The organism is Vreelandella sp. 2A-K22 (genome assembly GCF_054065485.1).
Map to the genome: position 1 here is coordinate 147644 of NZ_JBSUGC010000006.1, position 21141 is coordinate 168784.

Consider the following 21141-nt stretch of genomic DNA (forward strand, 5'->3'; position numbering starts at 1 on the left):
CCACTCAACCCTAGCGAACGCTTGGTTGAGTGGCAATCACTTCTTTACGCCGCACTCTTCCCTTCAGTACAAGCTAATCGTAAGAGTAGAAGCCGCGCCCACTTTTACGGCCTAGGTAGCCCGCTGCGACCATGCGCTTAAGCAGTGGGCAAGGACGGTATTTGGGGTCGCCAAAGCCCTCTTGAAGCACGTCCATAATCGCCAGGCAGACATCCAGCCCAATTAAATCCGCCAGCGCCAGCGGCCCCATGGGGTGAGCCGCGCCTAGTTTCATGGCGTTATCAATCGCTTCGGGGGTCGCGGTGCCCTCCTGAACAATAAACGCCGCTTCGTTGATCATCGGTACCAGCAGGCGATTCACTGCAAAGCCCGGCGCGTCACCTATCGGTACAGCGGTTTTCCCCAGCGCCTTAGCGAGGGTTTCAACCTCGGCTACGGTAGCGTCTGAGGTTTGCTCGGCGCGAATCACCTCCACCAACTTGAGCACTGGCACCGGGTTAAAGAAGTGCATACCCACTACGCGCTCGGGGTGTTCGCATACTGCAGCCAGCCGGGTGAGCGACAGCGATGAGGTGTTGGAGGCTAAGATAGCCGTGCTGCTCATTTGGCTAAGATCGCGAAACAATTTCTCTTTTAGTTCAGGCTGTTCGGGGGCGGCCTCGATAATAATTGCGCAGTCGCTTAGGGCATTGAGTGTGGTAGTGGTAGAGAGACGGGCTAGAGCGGCGCTTTTATCCGCCTCGCTGATTTTCTCTTTCGCCACCAGCTTTGCCATGCCTTTTTCGATGTTCGTTTTGGCACGGCCAAGCTGCTCTTCGGCCACATCGTAAAGGTGCACCTGAAAACCACTGGCAGCCACTACTTGGGCAATTCCCTGCCCCATAGTGCCAGCCCCTACAACGCCAATTTGTTGATCACTCATGCACGCTCTCCACTATCTATTATCACTACTATCTATTATTACCACTGGGGGGTTATCAATGCTGCTTAGCTTCTTCGCGCAATACGAATTTCTGAATCTTGCCCGTTGAGGTTTTCGGGAGTTCGCTGAAAATGACCGTTTTGGGGACTTTGTAGCTCGCCAAATGTTCGCGGCAGTGGGCGATAATGTCAGCTTCGGTGACTTCGCCGTAACCGACTTTGAGCTTCACAAAGGCACAGGGCGTTTCACCCCACTTCTCGTCGGGCTTAGCGACCACCGCGGCCTCTTCAACGGCGGGATGGCCATAAATAGCGTCCTCCACCTCGATGGTGGAGATATTTTCACCACCAGAAATAATGATGTCCTTGGAGCGGTCTTTAATCTCGATATAGCCATCCGGATGCCAAACCGCCAGGTCGCCGGTGTGGTACCAGCCGCCCTTCAGCGCTTGCTCGGTGGCCTCCGGGTTCTTTAAATAGCCCTTCATAACGTTGTTGCCACGCATCAGTATTTCACCCATGGTTTGGCCATCCTTGGGGACTGGCTCCATGGTGAGCGGATCAGCCACGCACAGCGCTTCGAGCATGTGGTAGCGCACCCCCTGGCGGGCTTTGATTTTGGCCCGCGCTTCCAGCGGCAATTCATCCCACGCTTCCCGCCAGGCGCAGACGGTTACCGGCCCGTAGACTTCCGTCAGGCCATAAACGTGGGTTACCTCAATGCCCAGCTTCTCCACCCCGGCGATCACCGAGGCAGGCGGCGCGGCACCGGCGGTGGTGACTTTGACCGGATGATCGAACTGATGCTTATCTTCCGCAGGCAGGTTCACGAGGCCATTAAGAATAATCGGCGCCCCGCTGAAGTGGGTGACCTTCTCTTCGGCAATGAGCTGCATGATCTTTTTAGGATCGACGCGGCGCAGACACACGTTTACCCCGGCGTTGGCGGCAATCGTCCATGGGAAGCACCAGCCGTTGCAGTGGAACATCGGCAGCGTCCACAGGTAGATCGGGTGGTGGGGCATCGCCCACTCCATGATATTGCTCACCGCATTGAGGTAAGCGCCGCGGTGGTGGTAGACCACGCCCTTGGGTTTGCCGGTGGTGCCAGAGGTATAGTTGAGCGAGATCGCATCCCACTCATCGGCAGGAAGCTGGTAGGCAAAGTCAGCGTCGCCCTCTCGAAGCAGCGCTTCGTACTCCACTTCCCCAATGCTCGGGGTCTCACCAAGAAACTCCACATCGGTCACATCGATGATAAGCGGCTTGTGGGTTAGCTTGGCAACGGCTTGCTGGATGACTTCAGCAAACTCGGGATCGACCAAAATGGCTTTAGCCTCGCCGTGCTCCAGCATATAGCTGATCGCCTCAGCATCCAGGCGAATATTCAGCGTATTAAGCACGCAGCCGGCCAGCGGCACGCCAAAGTGTGCTTCAAACATGGCGGGGATATTGGGCAGCATCGCCGCCACTGTCTGACCCGGCTGAATGCCCCGCTTTTCGAGCGCCGAGGCAAGCTGGCGGCAGCGCGACCAGGTTTCGCTCCAGGTGCGTCGCGTACTGCCATGTACCACCGCCGGGTAATCGGGATAGATCGACGCCGAGCGCTCGATAAAGGTCAGCGGTGAAAGCGGCACGTGATTGGCAACAGTTTTGGGCAAGCCTTGCTCAAAGATAGCGGTCATGGTCGGCTCCTGACTTTTGTTGATGTTTTTGAAAGCGTTCGTTTTAAGAGTTTGTTTAAAATGGTTGTTTTGATCGCTTAGAAACAGCGCCGCCGCCTCAAGAGGCGGCGGCGTGAAGCTGAAAATTAGCGTTAGTGAACCTCAAAATCGCTTAAGCACTGCATACCCGCCTCAATCACCGTACGCTGGGCGCGGCCTACCGGCAGCCATTGAGTGATGGCAAATTCGGCGCTGCGCATCTTGGCAGTATAGAAGGGATCATCACTGCCGTTGTTAAGGGCAGCATGGGCGCTGAGAGCCGCCAGCCCCATCTGCCAAGCACACAGCACGTGGCCCGCCAAGTTCAGGAACGGCGTTGCGTAAGCCTGCACCGCATCTGCGCCGATTTCAGGGTCACTGCCTTGTTCCTGCACAATTGTCTGGGCAGCTTTCAAATCCTCAAGCCCTGCGGCCAAACTACTGCCCAACGCTGACAAAGCGGGGTCGGCATTGAGTTGTTCCACGGTGGCGGAAACGTCGTGAAGCAGCGCAGCGAGCGCTTCGCCATTGTCACGCTGGAGTTTACGTCCCGCCAAGTCGAGTGCCTGAATACCGTTGGTGCCTTCGTAAATAGGCGCAATGCGGGCATCGCGCAGTAGCTGCGCTGCTCCGGTCTCTTCCACATAGCCCATCCCACCGTGCACCTGAATCCCCATGGAGGCGATATCCACTGCCTGATCGGTAGAGAAGCTTTTGATCACTGGAATCAAAATATCCGCGCGGGCCTGGGCGGTTTGGCGGGCTTCGTTACTTTCAGCGTGGCGGGCAGTATCCAACTCTGCGGCGCAGTAGAGCGCCAGGGCGCGCAGCGCATCGGTGCGGGAACGCATGGAGAGCAGCATGCGGCGCACGTCTAAATGATCGCTGATACTGCATTCAGCGCCGCCACGGGTTTTGGGAGAGCGCCCTTGGCGACGCTCCAACGCATAGGCAAAGGCGTGCTGGCAGGCACGTTCGGCCACGCCAATACCCTGAATACCGACTTTGTGACGCGCCTCGTTCATCATGGTAAACATATGATTAAGGCCACGCCCTTCTTCGCCAACAAGGTAGCCAATCGCCCCGCCGTTTTCACCAAAGCTCAGGGTGCAGGTGGGCGAGCCATGAATGCCCAGTTTGTGCTCGATAGAGGCGCAGGTGACGTCGTTGCGCTCGCCCAAGGAGCCGTCTTCATTGATCAGGAACTTGGGTACCAGAAACAGGGAAATACCTTTGTTGCCTTCCGGCGCATCGGGTTTGCGGGCTAGCACAAGATGGATAATATTTTCGGCGGCATCGTGTTCGCCCCAGGTGATATAGATCTTCTGGCCGCTGATGCGGTAATGGTCGTTTTCAGGTACCGCGCGAGTGCGTACTTGGGAGAGATCCGAGCCCGCTTGGGATTCGGTCAGGTTCATAGTGCCCGTCCAGGTGCCTTCCACCAGTTTGGGCAAGTAGGTCGCTTTGAGCGCATCGCTACCGTGATGGGCCAGCGCTTCGATAGCGCCAGCGGTCAGCATGGGGCAGAGCCCCAGCGCCATATTGGCACCGTGAAGCATCTCCTGCACCGCACTGGCAACCACTTCTGGCAGGTTCTGACCACCTAGTGCTTCTGATACACCAATACCGTTCCAGCCACCCTCGACATAAGCCTGGTAAGCCGTCGCGAAGCCTTCTGGCGTCGTCACACTGCCATCGGAGTGGCGCTTGGCCCCTTGCTGATCACCAATCTTATTAAGCGGGCCCCAAATGTCACCGGCCAGTTTTGCGGCCTCTTCGAGTACCGCCTCGACCAAGTCTGGCGTGGCCTCTTCAAAGCCCGGCAGGCTAAGCGAACGGTGCGCTAGCAGCTCTTCAAGCACAAAGCGCAAATCGCGTACCGGTGCGGCGTAAACATTCATAGCGAACCTCGGGCTGAAAATTAAACAATTGTTTGAAAGTGTACCCTTGATAGTAGTAACACTCTCTTGCCCACACCATTAGCCCAAGGTATCACCCGCTATGATTAGCGTCCTCACCCGTCTTTACTTTCGCTCACTTGCTTGCTCCACATCATCATAATAAGTGATATGGCTCTCATCTTCCGCAGGCGGCCCTACCACCGGTTCAGCGGCGTCGACGTCCCATACGGCATCTGAGAGATCCTCCAAGTGCTCGTGCTCCAGTGCCCCCTGCATCAACTCCTCGGTGACCACCAGCTCAGCACCAGCAGCGGTCATTGGCGTAGTCGGCGTAAAGGGTGCCACAGGCACAGGCGCCGGGCGCACGCTACGCCGCCAGGAGAAGAACATAACAAAGAACAGACTTAGTGAGCCGAAGGCCCAAAACAAACCCGCATCGCCCATCGCGGTCATCACCGGAGAAATCATTAGCGGGCTGATCGTGGCGCCAATGGAGTTGATCAGCAACAGGCCCTGGCTCATACGCACCAGCGCCCCTGCGGGGGCGCGGTCGGCGGCGTGGCTCACCGCCACCGGGTAGAGCGCAAATACCCCACCGCCAAGCAAGAATAGCAGTACCGCCAACAGCGGCGTAGAGAGCGGCAGCCAAAGCATCGCCGCCGAGATCAGCACGCAGAAACCGCTAATGCCAATCAGTACCATTTGTCGGTCATGGCGATCCGACCAACGGCCAATCGGGTACTGCAGCAGCATCGCGCCCATAATCACCACCGCCATCATCTGCCCCACCTGACTGACACTCATGCCAATACGCTGTAAATAGAGCGGGAGCAGTGTGTACGCTGCGGCTACCACCATCCCAGAGCCTAAACTACCCATCACACCGGTGGGCGTCAGGGTGATCAAACGGTGCGGGGGAAGCGGTTCGGCGTGCTCCATAATCGGTGACACGCGAGGAATCATCGCCATAGGTAGCACAGAGAGCGAGGCCAGTAGCCCAATCACCATAAAGGGCGCAGTGACGCCCATGGCGTTGGTAACACCCAGCAGCAGTTGGCCCAATACACCGGCGGCGTAAAGTGAAATCATATAAAGCGCCAGCAGGCGGCCGCGAACCTTCTGGTCGCCTGACGTGAGCAGCCAGCTTTCGATAACCAGATAAACCCCAACCGTGGCCCAGCCGCCGATAAGGCGCAGTACAAACCAGGCCCAGGGGTCGAAGAACAAGCCTTGCAGCAGCACCGTGACGGCCACTAATGAGGCAAAACTACCGTAAGCGCGAATATGGCCAATGCGCAGCAACAGGCGGTCATTCACCATTGCGCCCAACGCTAAACCGATAAAGTAAGCCGACGAGACAATACCGATGACCGTGGCCGACTCACCGGCAGCATCCAAGCGCACGGTAATTAAGGTGGCAAGAAAACCGTTGCCAATCCCGAGAATGAAGAGCCCTAACAGGGGCGCCAGCGCCATGGCTAGCAGTTGCCGCGACATGAAAACCTCGTCTTGCCTAAAAGTGGTGAAACAAAGGACTGAAAACAGGCGTAAAAACGCTACTAAGCGTGTTCACAGGAACCGTCATCTCACCTGGCACATCGAGTCAGGCCGGGATAGCGGCGCGCAATTATTACCCCAAAGGGGGCAAAGTCAATGCTTTTCTAACGTTATAATTATTCACGTTAGCGTTTTGTGTAGAATAACCGTGTCTGGCCCAGGAAATTCCACTACTAAACTATTCTTTTGTGCCCACCAACGGAAGGTCTCCTCACTAAAAAAGCTGATATGGGTGGGGTCGCTAATATAGTGCCAGCGGGCAAAAGCCTCCGGCGAAGTGACGCGCTTGGTCATTAAGCCCAGATAGCCACCTGGCGAGAGCTGAGCCGCCAACTGCGTAAGCACCTTGCCGGGCTGCGCCAAGTGCTCAACAACTTCTGTGGCGGTGATAAAATCATATATTTGTGTCAAAACTGAGGCATCGGGGGCGTAAAAAAGGTCGTAAATAGCCATCGAGTGCCCCTGCTCTGCGAACATAACCGACAGCGTCGGCCCTGGCCCTGAACCAAAATCAAGACCGCGGGCGTTGGGTTCGAGCTTAGCTAACAGCGGGGTAAATAAACGCCCTAAAAAGCGCCGGTATCCCGTATCATGCGGCGAGTTTTGATGTTTATCGTATTCGGCCTTTTCTGCAGCGGCGCTTAAATGCTGCTCGGGGGGGACAAATACCAGCTTGCACGTGGCACACTGGTAGTAGTCACGACGCCGATCCCGGTGGTAGGGCGCAGTAGTGGGCTCCACACAGAGCGGACAGCAGCGCATCATCGTATTCTCTGGCTTATCGTTACGTATTAAGGAAGGTGGCATGCTATCAGGTCTGGATCATCTTGTAGTAACCGTGACCGATATGGGTCGCGCAGTCGATTTTTACTCACGCGTTTTGGGCCTAGACGTGCGCTATCGCGATGCCCAACGGGTCGATTTAATGCTCGGTGATACGGCACTTCGCCTACATCAAACCGACACCGATATTGCCCCCATTTCAGCCACACCCACCCCTGGCAGCCTGGACTTATGCCTGCGCTGCCAGCTGCCGCTGGATGAGTTCAAGCAGCATTTAGATGCGCTGGCGATAGACGTAGAGCTAGGCCCCGTCGCCCGCCAAGGCGCCACAGGCCCGATTGAGTCGATTTATCTGCGTGACCCGGACGGTAACCTGCTAGAGATTTGCCGCCCCTCTTCGCGTTAATGCTAAGTCTAATGAATCAAGGTATTATATATCGCGCTTAAATAGCGCGCACTGATGTGCCAAGCACCATCACCCACTTCAGCATCTATACAATTGAATGAAAGGAAACGTTATGCTTGATAACGAAAGTGAATCCCCACTCGACGGCCAAGTCGTAAGCGAAGAGCAGAGCTCCCAGCCCGACACAACCATGGCAATGGTTATTTATGCGCTCTATCTGGCCAGTTTTATCCTTGGTTTTACGTCGATTATTGGTGTGGTCATTGCCTATGTCTATAAGGGCAAAGGCCCTACGTGGCTGGACGAGCACTACCGCTACCAGATCCGCACCTTCTGGATAGGATTGGTGTACGGCATTATTTTCTCGATATTGCTCTTTGCAGTGATCGGTTTCCCACTTTTGCTGGCGCTAGCCGTGTGGTTCATTATTCGCTGTGTTAAAGGTTTCAAAGGGCTGCAAGAGAAGCGCGCACCTTCCAATGTAGATACTTGGTTGATTTAACGATGACACCACAGGGGGCTAATAACGCTAGGCGTTTTTCCAAAGCCAGTGCGATCAGTTGGCTGTGGCGTCAACTGTCACGCTGGCCGCTTGCGCGCCTGTGGCGTATTTCTTCGGCGCTCGGCCCCCTGGTTTACCGCTTTAATAAGCGTGAGCGTTGGGTAACCGATCGCAACTTAGCGATCGTTTACCCAGACCTCTCCATTGCTGAACGTAAAACCCTTGGTCAGCACAGTTTACACCACTCAACGGCTACGATGTTGGAGCTGGGCCACGCCTGGATGGCGGAACCAAACAAGGTAGAGACCAGCATTTTAGCGGTGCACGGTCGCGACAAGCTCGATAACGCCCGCACCGAAGGCCGCGGCGTGATTGTGCTTGCCCCGCACTTCGGCAACTGGGAGGTGCTTAACTTTTGGCTCTCGAGCCATTTCCCTTTCACCGCCATGTACGAGCCACCCAAAATCACCGCCCTCGATCCCGTCATTCGTCATGGCCGCGAGCGTATGGGGGCAAGTTTGGTTCCCACCAACCCCCGCGGCGTTGCGGCATTACTTAAAGCGCTTAAACGCAGCGAAGCGATTGGCATACTACCTGACCAGGAGCCCGACTGGGGCAGCGGCGTTTTTGCACCCTTCTTTGGTCGCGAGGCTTACACCGCCACCCTGCTGCCGAAATTGGTCGCCCGCACCCAGGCACGGGTAGTCACCGGCGTCGCGCTACGTATTCCTGGTAAAGGGTTTGAGATCCATTTTCTGGATGCCGACGAGCGGGTCTATAGCGACGATGATGTGCAGTCTGCCACAGGCGTCAATGCCAGCGTCGAGAGTGCGATTGCCTTGGAGCCTGCACAGTATCAATGGGAGTACAAGCGCTACCGTAAAGTAGTGCAGGAGCAGCAAAATCTAGCCAACTTTCGCGACTATCGTCTTTATTAGGCTGAAAAAGAGAGAACTGATGGCACAACCCCCTACACCCCGCGATGAGATACGCGCTCCGCAGATTATCTACGCGCTTTACTTAGCGGGTATTGTCACTGCCAATATCACCCTGCTGATTGGCGTAATCATCGCCTATGTTTATCGTAAAGAAGCGGCGCCCTGGCTGCAGCAGCACTACCGGTATCTGATCCGCACCTTCTGGATCGGCACGCTCTATGCCGGCATCGCCTTTTTACTCAGCATTGTGATAGTCGGCACCCTGCTCTGGCCGCTGCTAGCGGTATGGCTAGGCGTGCGCTGCGTACTCGGCTGGGTCGATGTTCGCAAAGGGCTAACACCGGCACGCCCTAATAGCTGGCTTTGGTAAGCCGCAAGTCATTCCGCCCTTCACTCATCACCATCCTCGGTGTAAACATCATTTAACTCTCCAAAATCGGCTTGTAGCCAGTGGCGTAATTGGCTCATTCTAGGTGCGTCGCGCGACTCTTCGAGCGTAGGCAACGTGCCGGGAACAAAGCCACGCTTTATAAAGGGCGCCAATAGCTCAGGGTCGCCACTAATAATATGCACCGGTACTGCCGCGCTGGCATCGTCACCGGTAATCAACGGCGCGGCTTGATGATCCCCCAGCACTATCATCAAGGTATTATCATCCACTACACGTTCAGCCCAGCGGCCGGTGACTTTCACAGCGTAGTCCACCGACCAGGCGTAGTGGTCACGAATGCGCTCAATGTCCTGCCACAGCACTTCTGGTGGGTCACCGGCATCCTCCCAGGGGGCAAAAATACGCCCATCGCCAATGGATGACCAATTGTCCAGTACCGGCAGAATCGGCGTCCATGGGGCATGGCTGGAGATCAGTGCCAATTGGGCAAACACCGGTGTCTCACCTAGCAAGTAGCGCTGGGTGTAATCGAGAGTGAATTGATCCGGCATGGTTACCCAGTTGAGAGCAGGCCCGGCGTAAGCGATATCTTTCGCTGCGGCAATTTCATCGAAACCGTAGGCCTCCCCTTCCGGCCACGCCAGGGTAATGGCGGGCATCACACTGAGGGTTCGCTGACCAGTGGCACGAAAATCATCGATCAAAGTGGAGTGGCCGCTGTCCAACATCAGCTGATACCACAGCTGGTTGTCGATCCAGCGGCCGCTGAGGGCTGTCGCGTGGGCTAGCCATGACTGCCCACCACGAATGGGTGAGGCCAACATGCCAGAGACCACGTGGAGGTTATGCTCCCCCAGGCGCTGTTGCATCTCGGCTAGAGTAGGCAGTAGAACGTCGGAGTAACGTGGGTTTTCCAGCGCCGAGATACCGTAGGACTCAATAAAAGTGAGCAGTACATTGCGCCCCGCCACCCCCGGTAGTGGTCGCGCCTCCATTGGTGCGGCCTCCAGCTGTGCAGTAAAGGCGAGGCGGGCGGCGTGGGTATCGGTAATTTGCTGCCACTGAAAACGCGTGGTGTCCACCGCTGGCAAGCGCGCGCTTTCTATCAGCCGTACTCCATTGAGTTCAAGCGCCGCACCGGTAGTGGCAGTGGCCAGCAGCGTTAACGCGACCACGCCAGGCAGGCGCTTAACAGAGTAGGCAACGGGTGGCATCATCAGGCGTGCCAAAACCAGAGTGATGGCTATCAGCAGGGCAACCCCCAGCAGCATTGCGCAAACTGCCAACAGTTGACCTACATTACCTACTAGCAGGTGATAAATTGAGCGCAGCAAAGGTATATCAAGATAAAGATTAAGTGGCCGGGCAAAGGCCATTTGGGTGGCGGCTGTGCCTAGATTCGCGGCGGTTGCCAACATCACCCAACTAACGAGTCCGATGGACACTATGCGGCGCGTTTGGCCGACAGGAAGCAGCAACATGAGCGGCGCAATGATAAGCGCCTCCCAAGCGAGCAAATATGAGCTGATCTCGCCAAAACGCCACCAGAGCGGCGCGATGAGTAAGAAATTCAGCGTTAGAAGCATTAGTAATAATCGACTCATCGCATCCCCATAGGTGCCTACTTTAGCTTACAGTGTCAAAGGTACAGTCTGTCAGCGCTTGGTCTCGTTGAGTAGCTGTACCCAATCGCAAGATAAGAGAGCAAGGAATAAGGCTGCTGAAAAGCGCAACAATCATGTACTGTAATATTTTATCGTATAGTTGTTGTGTAAAAATTTCACGCTTTGCTTGGCTTTAGGCCATGCGCTTTGCAGGCCCTCACCGGAAAGGATTTCGCCCATGCGTTGTAATCAAGTTGGTAGGAAGCCGGTTGCCAAGTGGCGGCCTGGCAAATGGATAGTGTTAATTGGCTGCGCGCTGACCTTGCCAGCGTTGGCCGCAGACGATGCGCACTTCAGGCAGGTTATTGAACGCGCCAAACAGCTTGCTCAAGAAACCTACCAAGCCCCGGAAGAGACCTTACCAGAGGTATTGCGTGAGCTTGACTACGATACCTACCGGCAAATTCGCTTTGATCCCGAACACGCCTACTGGAAAGACGAGAGCCCTTTTAACCTACAGTTATTTCATAGCGGCTTTCTGTTTCAAACCCCGATTGCCTTGAACGTTATCGAAAACGACACGGTAACGCCCCTGCCCTTTTCAGCAGAGGACTACACCTACGATGGCAATGCCGCCGCACTGAAAGAGCAAGACTTAGCCGGCAGCGGCCATGCGGGGTTTCGCCTCCACTACCCTCTTAACAGCGATGACTACGCCGACGAATTTGGTGTATTTCTCGGTGCCAGCTACTTCCGCATTGTGGGGCGTGACCAGGCTTACGGACTCTCTACCCGCGGGCTGGCGATCGATACCGCCTCACCAGATGGCGAAGAGTTTCCGGCATTTCGCGAGTTTTGGCTCTATAAACCCGAGGCTGATGCCGAACAGATTGAACTGCTGGCGTTAATGGATAGCCCCTCGGTCAGCGGCGCCTATCGCTTTGTTATCCAACCCGGTGAGAATACTCAGGTCGAGGTCGAAGCGGAGCTGTTTGCCCGGCAAGATATTACCAAGCTGGGCGTTGCACCGCTCACCAGTATGTTCACTTATGGTGAGGCAAGCCGCGAGCGGCCGGACGATTTTCGTCCACAGGTGCATGACTCCGATGGCCTACTGATACATGCCGGTAGCGGCGAGTGGATCTGGCGCCCGCTGAGTAACCCATCTCACCTGCATACATCCGCCTTTGTAGACGACTCCCCTCAAGGCTTTGGATTAATGCAACGGGAGCGGGATTTTAACCGCTATTTGGATACCGAAGCCCAGTATCACCGTCGCCCCAGCCAATGGATTATGCCGCTGGATGATTGGGGCCCGGGTCACGTGGAACTTGTCGAAATCCCTACCCCCGATGAGACTCACGACAATATAGTCGCCTACTGGGTGGCGGACGACACCCTGGATGCCGGCGAATCGCGCCGCCTGCACTATCTCACTCACACGCTGAACACTCAGCCTGATGCGCACAATCTTGGCCGCGCCATTCGCACTCGTCATGGCAATGCGGCGGTGCCGGGGCAAGCGGACTCTGCCTCACAAGGCCAGCGCCAGTTTATTGTCGACTTTCAGGGAGGTGCCTTAGAGGAACTCACCGCTGACCAGCCCGTCGAGTTAGACATTAGCGCCCAACACGGCGAGGTACTGCTCCCCCAGGTCACCGCGCTGCCCAACAATGGCTGGCGAGCCAGCTTCCGGCTACCCGCCAGCGATCAACCCAGCGATGTTCGACTAAGGCTCACCTTAAACGGCGAACCAGTTAGCGAAACCTGGAATTACGTGTGGTATCCCGATGACGAATAGCACTTATCAAGCAAACCTTATCTCGCCAGCGCCTGTGTGGATCAAGGCACGTCCATTCAGAGAGCCCAACTAATGCGGCGCATGGCGCTACGACGACTGCGCAGCGCGGGTGGGCTAGCCCGCTCGCTGTTTATTTATTGGCGGCCTGGGCGTCAGCGTGGCCTGCAGCGCCTCTATCAGCCTTTCATACAACCCGGCACCGTTGCCTTTGATATTGGCGCGCATCTAGGCGACCGTAGCGCGGCTTTTCATGCGCTCGGCGCCAAGGTGGTGGCGCTGGAGCCCCAGCCCGACCTCGCCAAATGGTTTAAACGCCTGGTAAAGCCGCCGACCATTACCCTGCTGCCGATGGCGGCGGGCCCTACGGTGGGCTTTGCTGAGATAGCGATCAGCCCCAGCAACCCGACCCTGTCTACCCTGGCCACCGAGTGGCGGGAGCAGATCGGCGAACGCAACGCAGGCTTTAGTCAGGTACGGTGGGAGCAGCGTTTACGGGTGCCGGTGACCACGCTGGATGCGTTAATTGACGAGTATGGCGAGCCCAGCTTTATAAAAATCGACGTTGAAGGTTTTGAGGCGGAGGTTTTGGCGGGGCTAAGTTGCCCGGTGGCCGCGCTGTCGGTGGAGTTTGTGGCAGGCGCCCTGGAAATAAACAACGCCTGCGTGAACCACTTAAGCCGCCTTGGCGAGTACCGCTACAACGTGGTAGCTGGTGAGCAACGCCACTTTCGCTGGGCCGAGTGGCAAACGCCACAAGCGGTTAGCGAGTGGCTAAGCGCAGGAGCCGAAGGATTGCCTTCCGGTGACTTGTACGCCTGCCGCTCGGATCATCGGTTACTTCTGTATAATGCTTAATACCTAAAGGCTTCTCATTTTATGATTCACCACTGGCAAACCCTCACCGCTCCGCAGTTAGCCGAGTTCGCCCAATGCGACCCTGTAGCGGTACTGGTGCTCGGTGCCATTGAGCAGCACGGCACTCACCTCCCTTTAGCCACCGACTTGACTATTGGTGAGGGACTGCAGGCCGCTATGTTGGAGAAGCTGGATACTCACCTGAACGTAATCTGCCTACCGCCGATTGCGGTGGGCGCCAGCGACGAGCACGCCAATTTTCCCGGCACGCTCAGCCTACCCGCGCCGCTGGCCATTGCTACTCTTGAAGCCTACGGCGACAGCTTAGCCCACGCCGGCATTCGCCGCCTGGTGCTGATTAACAGCCATGGTGGTAATAAGGCAGTGATGGATTTGGCAGGGTTAACCCTGCGTCGGCAGCATGGTATGCGCGTGGTCAAAGCGACTTACACACGGCTACCACCGCTAGAGGGCGCGATTGCCTTTGAAGAGTTGCGCTACGGCTTACACGGAGGACTGCTCGAAACCGCTATGATGCTCTATTTAGCGCCAACGCTGGTGCAGCTGGACGGCTATCAGGCCACCCCGCCTGCAGCGCCCCAAGGCGATGCATTAGTGAGCGCAGAAGGTGCTGCGGCTTTTGCCTGGCTGGCAGAAGACTTAAGCACCCAAGGCGTAGCGGGCGATGCCAGCAAGGCCAGCGCTGAACTAGGCGAGCAGCTGGTTCACCACTATGCCCGCCAACTGGCGGCCGTGGTGACGGAAACCGCCCACCTACCACCGCTAACCAACCTAGGAGCCTGCCTGACTTAACACTGATCTACTGCGAATCCCGGTATTTTGGCCAAATTTATTCGATCGATTTCGTTAAATAGCGCGCTATTCGCCTCAATCGATCGATAAATTTGGCTCAAAATCCATGCTTCTCGCGACGATCGGCCAAGCCAGACAGGCTCCTAGCCCGCTGCACCAGTGGAAGGCAGCTTTAGCTCGCGACCGTTGTGCGTTTAACGCTGGCCACTGAGCACATCTTCCAAGAAGTGCCCGCCTCGGGTGGCTTTGGCATTTAGATAGCGCTGGTTATGGTCGGTAACGCTGCCGTAAAGCGCCTGGCGTGAGACCACCTCGATACCGCCTTGACGCAATGCCTCCATCTTCAAGGGGTTATTGGTCAGCAGTTGCACCTGGTCAATGTTAAGCGCGTTAAGCATATCCACCGCCACCGCATACTGGCGCTCATCGTCACCAAAACCGAGTACTTGATCCGCATCCACGGTATCCAGGCCACCATCCTGTAAGGTGTAGGCGCGTAGTTTATTGGCTAAGCCAATGCCCCGGCCCTCTTGAGCCAAATAGAGCAGCACACCGCCACCCATGGCTTGAATATCCGCCACGGCGTTGCGTAGCTGCTCGCCGCAGTCGCAACGCAGACTGCCGAACAGGTCACCGGTTAAACACGCCGAGTGCAGGCGTAGCGGCACCGCGCCTTCCCAGCGCTCCGGTTTACCGATCACCACAGCAACGTGCTCACGCAGGCCGTCCGGCTCACGGAAAAGCACAAAGCGGCTGTCGGCAGCATCCTCGAGGGGGATATTCGCTTCGCTCACCCGCTTGAGCATGCCCGGCGCCCCGGCAAGGCATTGTGTAGCGTCTTCAGCGCTGACTTGCAGCAGGCGTCCTTCTGCCAACTGCTGCTCAATGGTCGCTGTAGCCTCTTGGCTAACAAAAGCGCAGAGCGCTGCGGGAATCAGCAGGGCTCTGCGCATCAGCGTCACGGCGCCTAGTTCGGCTATTCCGGCGGGCTTTAACCCGCTCAGTAACCCACCCGCAGGTTGTGAAAGCGTTTCCGCCGTGGCCAAGCCATTCAGCTCATTGGTGCTAATGTGAGCTACCAGCGGTAGGCTGGCGGCCTCGGCGGACAAGTTCATGCCCATCGCCGTCAGGCGGTGACGAGTAAGCACCAGCGAAGGCCGCTCGCCTGCTAGCAAAGCCAGCGCTTCGACCGATTCACTGCCTTCCAGCGCCTGCACGAGCAAACGCTGCCCACTGGCATTCACCACCACTGGCAATCCACGGCGGATGTCGAAAATAGCGCGTTCAATCTGGTACATGTAGGCCTCCTGGCTTCCTTACGAGGGGGATGGCGCATGCTTGCTCTAAACAACTTGCTCTCAACTGACGAGAGCCCGCATGATGAAGCGGATTTTCTAGCACGGAGGCGTCATGCCCGAATCCCATGTCAACATTATTGCGCTGTCCGATGCTTGGGAATGGCTGTTGGCGTTGCGTCATCGGCGCTCTTGCGATGTGGCGATCACCTTGGCGCCAACCGGCGAGTGGCAAACGGCTAAAGCGATCACCGCTGAGGCGCGAGAGCTGCTCGATTGCCTGACCCCGCTGGCCAGTCGACCGGCGTGGGTGGTGGCGCAGCTGGGACAGAGTATGGATGGCCGCATTGCCACGGAAAGCGGCCACTCCCACTACATCAACGGCCATGAAAGTTTGGTTCACCTGCATCGTCTGCGCGCTTTGGTCGACGCAGTGGTGGTCGGCGCGGGTACCGCCAGCGCCGATAACCCGCAGCTGACCGTGCGCTATGTTAGCGGCACTAACCCGACGCGGGTGGTGCTGGATCCACGCGGCCGCATTCCCAGCGACTTGGCACTGCTGAACACCGATAGCGCCCCGACGCTGCATATCGTGGGGTCTGACGTAAGGTCTGAGCTGCAGGCAACGACGAGCCTGGCCCACGTTGAACGTTGCGTACTGCCCCTGAACGCCAGCGGTCAGTTCGCTCCCCATGGTGTTGTCACCCTGCTGGCCAAGAAGGGCCTGCCGCGGGTGTTGATAGAAGGCGGCGGCATTACGGTGTCTCAGTTTATCGAAGCGGGAACCGTTGATCGACTGCATCTGCTGGTCGCCCCGCTGCTGATCGGCTCCGGTAGGCCAGGGCTGCAAATGACGCCCATCGAGACCCTTGAGAGTGCGCTGCGCCCGCCCGCGCGAACTTTCCGCTGCGGTGACGATACGCTGTTCGATCTGCGACTGCGGGATACTACCGCCTGAAGGTTGCGCTTTTTCACGACGACTCAGCGCCACCCAGATACCCGGTAGGCTCGCCAGCAACACCAGCACCCCGTAAGCCAATGACACCGCCACGCCTTGAGCGGGTGGCAGGCCGACCAGCGCCCAGACCCCGGCAGCGGCGCCTTCACGCAATCCCCATCCGGCTACCGAAAACGGGATCAGCATGGCCAGTAGCAGTACCGGTGTCAGCGCCAGCACTTGCAGCGACGGTAGCTCAACGCCAATCGCCCGAGCCGCACAGACCATTACCAGACCATAGCTCAACACAATCACCAGAGACGAAAGCAACTGCTGGGGCCACACGCCGTGCCGCAACAAACCACGCCTTACATCGCGCGCCAGGGCTTGGCACCAGCTCGGCAGCCTTGTCAGCCCATGGCTAAAACGTTGGCGCAGCAGCAGGCCGCTGGCGATGAGCGCCGCAAGAGCGGCGAATGCGCTTAACCCCACCGCTGTGATCACTGACTCACCCAGCGCGGCATGCCAGAGCGGTGAGAAAAGCAGCGCGGTTAGCGTTAGCATCACCACGGCGACCTGCCCCGAGGCGCGCTCAATAATCACCGCTCGCCAGGCGCGCCCCCTAGACTGCGCTTGAGTGGCATGGCGGTGCGCCCGCCCGGCGTCGCCTAATACACCGCCGGGCAACAGCTGATTGACCAGTAGGGCCAGGTAGTACTCCCGTAGCGCGTAAGCAAACCGCAGCGGTACATCAATAAGACCCGCGGTAAACTGCCAGCGCCAGGCGCAAAGCATGATCTGTAGCGTGCTGATGGCTAACGCCAGCACGACCCACTCCGCGGAGAAACGTTGCACCTCCGCCACAATCGCCTGGGGCTCCACCCACAACGCCACCGCACCCAGCAACGCTATGCTGACCACCATGCGGCGTAGCCATGGGCTTCTCCGCGCCAGCTTTTTATAACAAGCCCCCAGTCGAGTGAACATACCTTGATCCGGCCCCATAGGATTAGGCCTCTTCCCTGGGGTTGGCAAACAGAGGCGTAGCAAACAGGTCGCGGTGCCCCACCCAAATACCCAGTTCGCCATTGGCCACCGCTTGCTGGCGCTGCTGTAACCAGGTGGCAATACGCGCCGCCGCTTCTGGGGCTTGCTCGGTGGCGGCTTCGGCCCAGCCTTCGAGCAGCGCCAACATCAACGGCTGTTGTTCTTGACTGCCAGCAGCGAGCTGCCACGGTGTTTCAGCTTGTTCAATGCGATAATCAGCCCTCTCTAACGCGGCAGCTAATGCCCCGTGCGCCTGCCCGCCTAGTGCATCACCTAAACCTTTATCGCGCTGCTGGTGAGCCATAAACATCGCCTGCAGCCAGCGGTCTTCGTCATCCAGCACCGGCGCGCCTTGGGGGTCAATAAAGTGCCACTCACCGGTCACGCTTAGCGCTATCAGCAGCGCCTGCTGCTGCCCGGCAATGCGAGCCACAAAAGCATCGATCCACTGCTCGGAGACCAGATCCAGCAGCGCCGATGCGGTGACGAGGTGCGCGTCGTCAAGCGACACCTCAGCAAGCAGTTCCAACGATACGCAGTGCGTCTCAACGGCCACGGGCTGCCCTTGGCTATTGCTTAATCCGGCAGCACGCTGGCGCGCCTGGGCTAACAAAATGGCGTCGTGATCGATCAGCTTCCAGCGCTGTTGGCCATTCAGGCGCGGCGCCAGAAAGCGCATATTACTGCCCCGGCCGCAGCCAAGATCCGCTATCAGCGGCGCCGGAGTACGCGCGCTCAGCCACTCCGCGGCAAGCTCAGCCAAGGGCTGGCTACGGGAATCGACATCAGCCGCCTCCCGCAGCGTCAGCCAGTCGGACGCAAACTGGCTGCCTGGGCGCAAATTTGGAGAATCGGCGGGCGCAGTTAACGCCGCGGCAAACCTGGCCCCCGCTTCTTGCCAGTCGCTTAACGCATCCCGGGCCTGGGCCGCTCCCTGGCGCAGTTGGTGGCGTAGTTTGTCGTCATGGCAAAAACGGCTGAGGGCATCTTGAAGCGCGTCGACGTCACCCGGTTCAACGCTCAAACCAGCGCCTGCAGGCAAGGTATCGCGAAGCGCACCACCGGTAGTGGTAATCACTGGCAGGCCGTGGGCCAGGGCTTCGGTGACCACCATGCCGTAGCCTTCATACCAAGAGGGCAGTACCAGCGCATGGGCGCTGCGATAGGCCGCTTCCAGCGTAGCGCCATCGCACTCGCCGTGAAGCCGTACGCTGTCTTGCAAGCCGTTCTGATCAATCAGTTGCTGTACACGCTGGGTAAAAGTGGCATCCCGAGCGCCACCGTAGCAGTCGCATTGCCAGTGATCGCCGCTAACGCCCGCCAATGCCTTTACCAGAATATCCTGCCCTTTGCGCGGCGTTAACGTTGCCACACATAGCAAACGTAGTAGCTCACCCGGTTCTGCTGCGGGGCTGATCGGCGCCTGGGCAACACCCGGCTCAACCACAGTGACACTGGGATTGAGTGGCATTTCATAGTGGGCCGCCAGCTCCGGTAAGCGCCGGGCGGTAAAGTGACTGGTGACGATAATCCGCGCCACGTGGGCAAGCGCGTTTAACTCGCTGCGATGAAAGCGCTGCTGATCAGCCTCCTCAAGGCCCAATTCATCGCCTAAGGGGTGGTGCAGCAACGCTGTGATTTCCAGCCGCTGGGCATGTTGGGCAACCACCTCCGGCAGCGCTCCCATGGCCAGGCCATCAATCACCACCGCCGCCTGATCGGGAAGCGACGCTAGGGCCTGAGTGAGCGCTTCTGCTGCCTCGGCATCCGCATCAGGAAACGTGCCAGCCAAGCCGACGACGTCAATTTCCCATCCCTGGTCACGCAGGGCCGAGACAATTTGGGCGTCGTAAATATAGCCGCCGGTACGCTGAGCAGGGTCACCGGCAACGATAAGGTTAAACCACTTACTCATAGAGCGCCTTCATAGCTTGCCCAGGCTACATGGGATTCATGTAGCTTGATCTCCATATGGGTAATCCCTTTGGCGGTGATGCCCATTTTGCCCTCACCAATCGCCTTGGCGAGCTGGTCAAAGATCACCTTGGCCATGAACTCGGTGGTGGTATTTTTACCCGCGAACTCGGGCACTTCATCCAAATTACAGAAGTTGTAACCCGCCAGTACTGATTTTACCGTTTCGCTGGCAAGGCCGATATCGATCACCAGGCCGTCCTCATCCAGCTCGGGGCGCTGAAAAACCACATCGACAACATAGGTAGCGCCGTGGGTACGCTGGGCAGGGCCAAAGATCTCACCATTGAAACTGTGGGCGATCATAAAGTGGTCACGGACACATAAACGGAACATAAAAACTCCAAATGAGAGGTAAATGGGTTATGAGGGGTAGCGCAGGCGGTGACAGAGCTCAACGCTACCACGGCCAAACAACTGAGGAGCAAGCGTGGGCAGTTGTGCAAAGTCGCTTTCACCGCTGATTAGCGCATCCAACCGCTCGTCCACCAGCAGGCTCAGCGCTAATTGAAGGCGGCGCTGGTAGTCCCAGCGTGGGCGTAACTTGGGCGGCAGTTGACCTACTTGGCTGGCCTTGAGCGTCAGTCGCTGGGAGTGAAAAGCTCCGCCCAATGGAATCGCAATATCCCCCTGGCCAAACCAGCTCATTTCGATAATGCGCCCTTCGCTGCCCGCTAACGCCAGTGCTTGGCGCAAGCCGGCGGACTGGCCGCTGGCGTGGATCACGCAATCTTGATCATGGAGAGCTTGTTCGGGAGTGCAGAAGGTGGCGCCCAACTGCTCGGCGAGCTGGCGACGTTCAGGGTTAATATCGACTAACTGAACGGTAACACCAGGCACCTGAGCGCACAGGTACGCTACCAGCGCACCGACGACACCGGCGCCCATAATAGTGATTCGCTCACCCAGCATCGGCTCGGCGTCCCACACGCCATTGATGGCGGTTTCCATATTGGCCGCCAAGACGGCACGTTTAGCAGGCACATTGGTGGGTACTTCCAGCACTGCCGAAGCAGGCACAATGTAGTGATCCTGGTGGGGAAACAGGCAAAAAACGGTTTTATCCAGGAGAACGCTTGGCCCCTGCTCAACGCGGCCAACGCTGCAGTAGCCATATTTGACCGGGGCAGGAAACTCACCCGACTGGAAGGGAGCCCGCATGCGCGAGAATTCGCTTTCAGGCACACGACCATTGAACACCAACGATTCGGTGCCGCGGCTGATACCACTGTATAAGGTACGTATACGCACCTCATCCTGGGCGGGAGGACTTAGTTGTTCACGCCTCATCTCGCCTTGTGCTGGGTTGGTCACCCAAAAGGCGGTGGCCCAGGTTTTTTTAGCGGCATTGGGAGCTTTGCCAACATCGTCAAGCGCCGACATGAGCGTTCCTTTTCGTTACGAGCCCACTTGATTCGGGCTCTCTTTCATTCCGTTGAATGTGGCGTGGCACCATTGCGCTGCAAGTTAGGGGTAAGAGACACGCCGTGTGTCTCAGCCCCCGAGTATAATGTGTGGCCATGCATTGCATGGCCTTAGGCAGAACAGTTTTCAATGGTTCACCATCTTCAGCGTAGCGGGTGAAAAGAATATATTCGATTAACCATTTGGAACAATTGAAACTAACCCGTCTATTTCTTGATCTTATGGACAACACTACCTTCTTCTACAAGAATGGTACATATAAAAATAGTTGCATCATTTATTTCAACT

At 57.4% G+C, this 21141-nt stretch carries 18 protein-coding genes and 1 pseudogene; 8 read left to right on the plus strand and 11 right to left on the minus strand.

Annotation, left to right across the window (positions count from 1 at the left end; all coding sequences use genetic code 11):
* Positions 1–73: 73 nt before the first annotated feature.
* The 5 genes from ACW17M_RS10075 to ACW17M_RS10095 all read right to left on the minus strand — a co-directional run bounded on the left by ACW17M_RS10075 (position 74) and on the right by ACW17M_RS10095 (position 6847).
* A complete protein-coding gene (locus tag ACW17M_RS10075) occupies positions 74–922 on the minus strand; it encodes a 3-hydroxybutyryl-CoA dehydrogenase (RefSeq protein WP_027959794.1) in 849 nt (282 codons plus the stop codon).
* Positions 923–977: 55 nt separating this feature from the next.
* Entirely contained in the window at positions 978–2606 is a 1629-nt protein-coding gene (locus ACW17M_RS10080) for an acyl-CoA synthetase (protein WP_427768631.1), read from the minus strand.
* Positions 2607–2737: 131 nt separating this feature from the next.
* Positions 2738–4525, minus strand: a complete 1788-nt coding sequence (locus tag ACW17M_RS10085; RefSeq protein ID WP_190373712.1) for an acyl-CoA dehydrogenase — start codon at positions 4523–4525, stop codon at positions 2738–2740.
* A gap of 123 nt (positions 4526–4648) precedes the next feature.
* The gene (locus ACW17M_RS10090; protein ID WP_009287257.1) at positions 4649–6022 is read right to left on the minus strand and encodes an MFS transporter; all 1374 of its coding nucleotides are present in this window, start codon (positions 6020–6022) and stop codon (positions 4649–4651) included.
* A gap of 180 nt (positions 6023–6202) precedes the next feature.
* Positions 6203–6847, minus strand: a complete 645-nt coding sequence (locus ACW17M_RS10095; RefSeq protein ID WP_039859295.1) for a class I SAM-dependent methyltransferase — start codon at positions 6845–6847, stop codon at positions 6203–6205.
* Between the two features lie 40 nt (positions 6848–6887).
* Between ACW17M_RS10095 and ACW17M_RS10100 the strand changes: the two genes are divergently transcribed.
* The 4 genes from ACW17M_RS10100 to ACW17M_RS10115 all read left to right on the plus strand — a co-directional run bounded on the left by ACW17M_RS10100 (position 6888) and on the right by ACW17M_RS10115 (position 9081).
* Entirely contained in the window at positions 6888–7271 is a 384-nt protein-coding gene (locus ACW17M_RS10100) for a VOC family protein (protein ID WP_022520529.1), read from the plus strand.
* A gap of 112 nt (positions 7272–7383) precedes the next feature.
* A complete protein-coding gene (locus ACW17M_RS10105; protein ID WP_022520530.1) occupies positions 7384–7773 on the plus strand; it encodes a DUF4870 family protein in 390 nt (129 codons plus the stop codon).
* A gap of 2 nt (positions 7774–7775) precedes the next feature.
* Complete coding sequence (locus tag ACW17M_RS10110) at positions 7776–8711, plus strand: lysophospholipid acyltransferase family protein (RefSeq protein WP_039859294.1); 936 nt, start codon at positions 7776–7778, stop codon at positions 8709–8711.
* A 19-nt stretch (positions 8712–8730) separates the two neighbouring features.
* Positions 8731–9081 carry a DUF4870 family protein gene (locus ACW17M_RS10115; protein WP_039859293.1) on the plus strand — a complete coding sequence of 117 codons (351 nt, stop codon included), beginning with the start codon at positions 8731–8733 and terminating at the stop codon, positions 9079–9081.
* Positions 9082–9101: 20 nt separating this feature from the next.
* Here the strand turns inward: ACW17M_RS10115 and ACW17M_RS10120 are convergent, their stop codons facing one another.
* On the minus strand, positions 9102–10706 hold the full coding sequence (locus tag ACW17M_RS10120) for an alkaline phosphatase family protein (RefSeq protein ID WP_009287254.1): 1605 nt from the start codon (positions 10704–10706) through the stop codon (positions 9102–9104).
* Positions 10707–10944: 238 nt separating this feature from the next.
* On the opposite strand from ACW17M_RS10120, the gene ACW17M_RS10125 reads away from it, so the two are divergent.
* The 3 genes from ACW17M_RS10125 (at position 10945) to ACW17M_RS10135 (ending at position 14175) form a co-directional block, all read left to right on the plus strand.
* A complete protein-coding gene (locus ACW17M_RS10125) occupies positions 10945–12507 on the plus strand; it encodes a glucan biosynthesis protein (RefSeq protein ID WP_457547336.1) in 1563 nt (520 codons plus the stop codon).
* Between the two features lie 72 nt (positions 12508–12579).
* Positions 12580–13362: an FkbM family methyltransferase gene (locus ACW17M_RS10130; RefSeq protein ID WP_457547337.1), complete on the plus strand. Its 783-nt coding sequence runs from the start codon at positions 12580–12582 to the stop codon at positions 13360–13362.
* Between the two features lie 21 nt (positions 13363–13383).
* Positions 13384–14175 carry a creatininase family protein gene (locus ACW17M_RS10135; protein ID WP_009287251.1) on the plus strand — a complete coding sequence of 264 codons (792 nt, stop codon included), beginning with the start codon at positions 13384–13386 and terminating at the stop codon, positions 14173–14175.
* A gap of 194 nt (positions 14176–14369) precedes the next feature.
* On the opposite strand, the gene ribA is transcribed toward ACW17M_RS10135, so the two are convergent.
* Positions 14370–15473, minus strand: a complete 1104-nt coding sequence (gene ribA / locus ACW17M_RS10140) for a GTP cyclohydrolase II RibA (protein ID WP_009287250.1) — start codon at positions 15471–15473, stop codon at positions 14370–14372.
* A 331-nt stretch (positions 15474–15804) separates the two neighbouring features.
* Here ribA and ACW17M_RS10145 point away from each other — a divergent pair, with 331 nt between their 5' ends.
* Positions 15805–16428: a RibD family protein gene (locus ACW17M_RS10145; protein WP_457547376.1), complete on the plus strand. Its 624-nt coding sequence runs from the start codon at positions 15805–15807 to the stop codon at positions 16426–16428.
* Positions 16429–16485: 57 nt separating this feature from the next.
* Here the strand turns inward: ACW17M_RS10145 and ACW17M_RS10150 are convergent.
* From ACW17M_RS10150 to ACW17M_RS10165, 4 genes and pseudogenes are all read right to left on the minus strand, one after another.
* A pseudogene (locus tag ACW17M_RS10150) lies at positions 16486–17496 on the minus strand (lysylphosphatidylglycerol synthase transmembrane domain-containing protein); the annotation flags it as partial.
* On the minus strand, positions 17417–19369 hold the full coding sequence (locus tag ACW17M_RS10155; protein ID WP_457547338.1) for a glycosyltransferase: 1953 nt from the start codon (positions 19367–19369) through the stop codon (positions 17417–17419). The pseudogene ACW17M_RS10150 and the gene ACW17M_RS10155, both read right to left, overlap by 80 nt.
* The gene (locus ACW17M_RS10160; RefSeq protein ID WP_027959807.1) at positions 19366–19764 is read right to left on the minus strand and encodes a 6-pyruvoyl trahydropterin synthase family protein; all 399 of its coding nucleotides are present in this window, start codon (positions 19762–19764) and stop codon (positions 19366–19368) included. Before ACW17M_RS10160 ends, ACW17M_RS10155 begins: the two co-directional genes overlap by 4 nt.
* Before the next feature lie 27 nt (positions 19765–19791).
* Entirely contained in the window at positions 19792–20811 is a 1020-nt protein-coding gene (locus tag ACW17M_RS10165) for a zinc-dependent alcohol dehydrogenase (protein WP_190373716.1), read from the minus strand.
* Positions 20812–21141 lie beyond the last annotated feature (330 nt).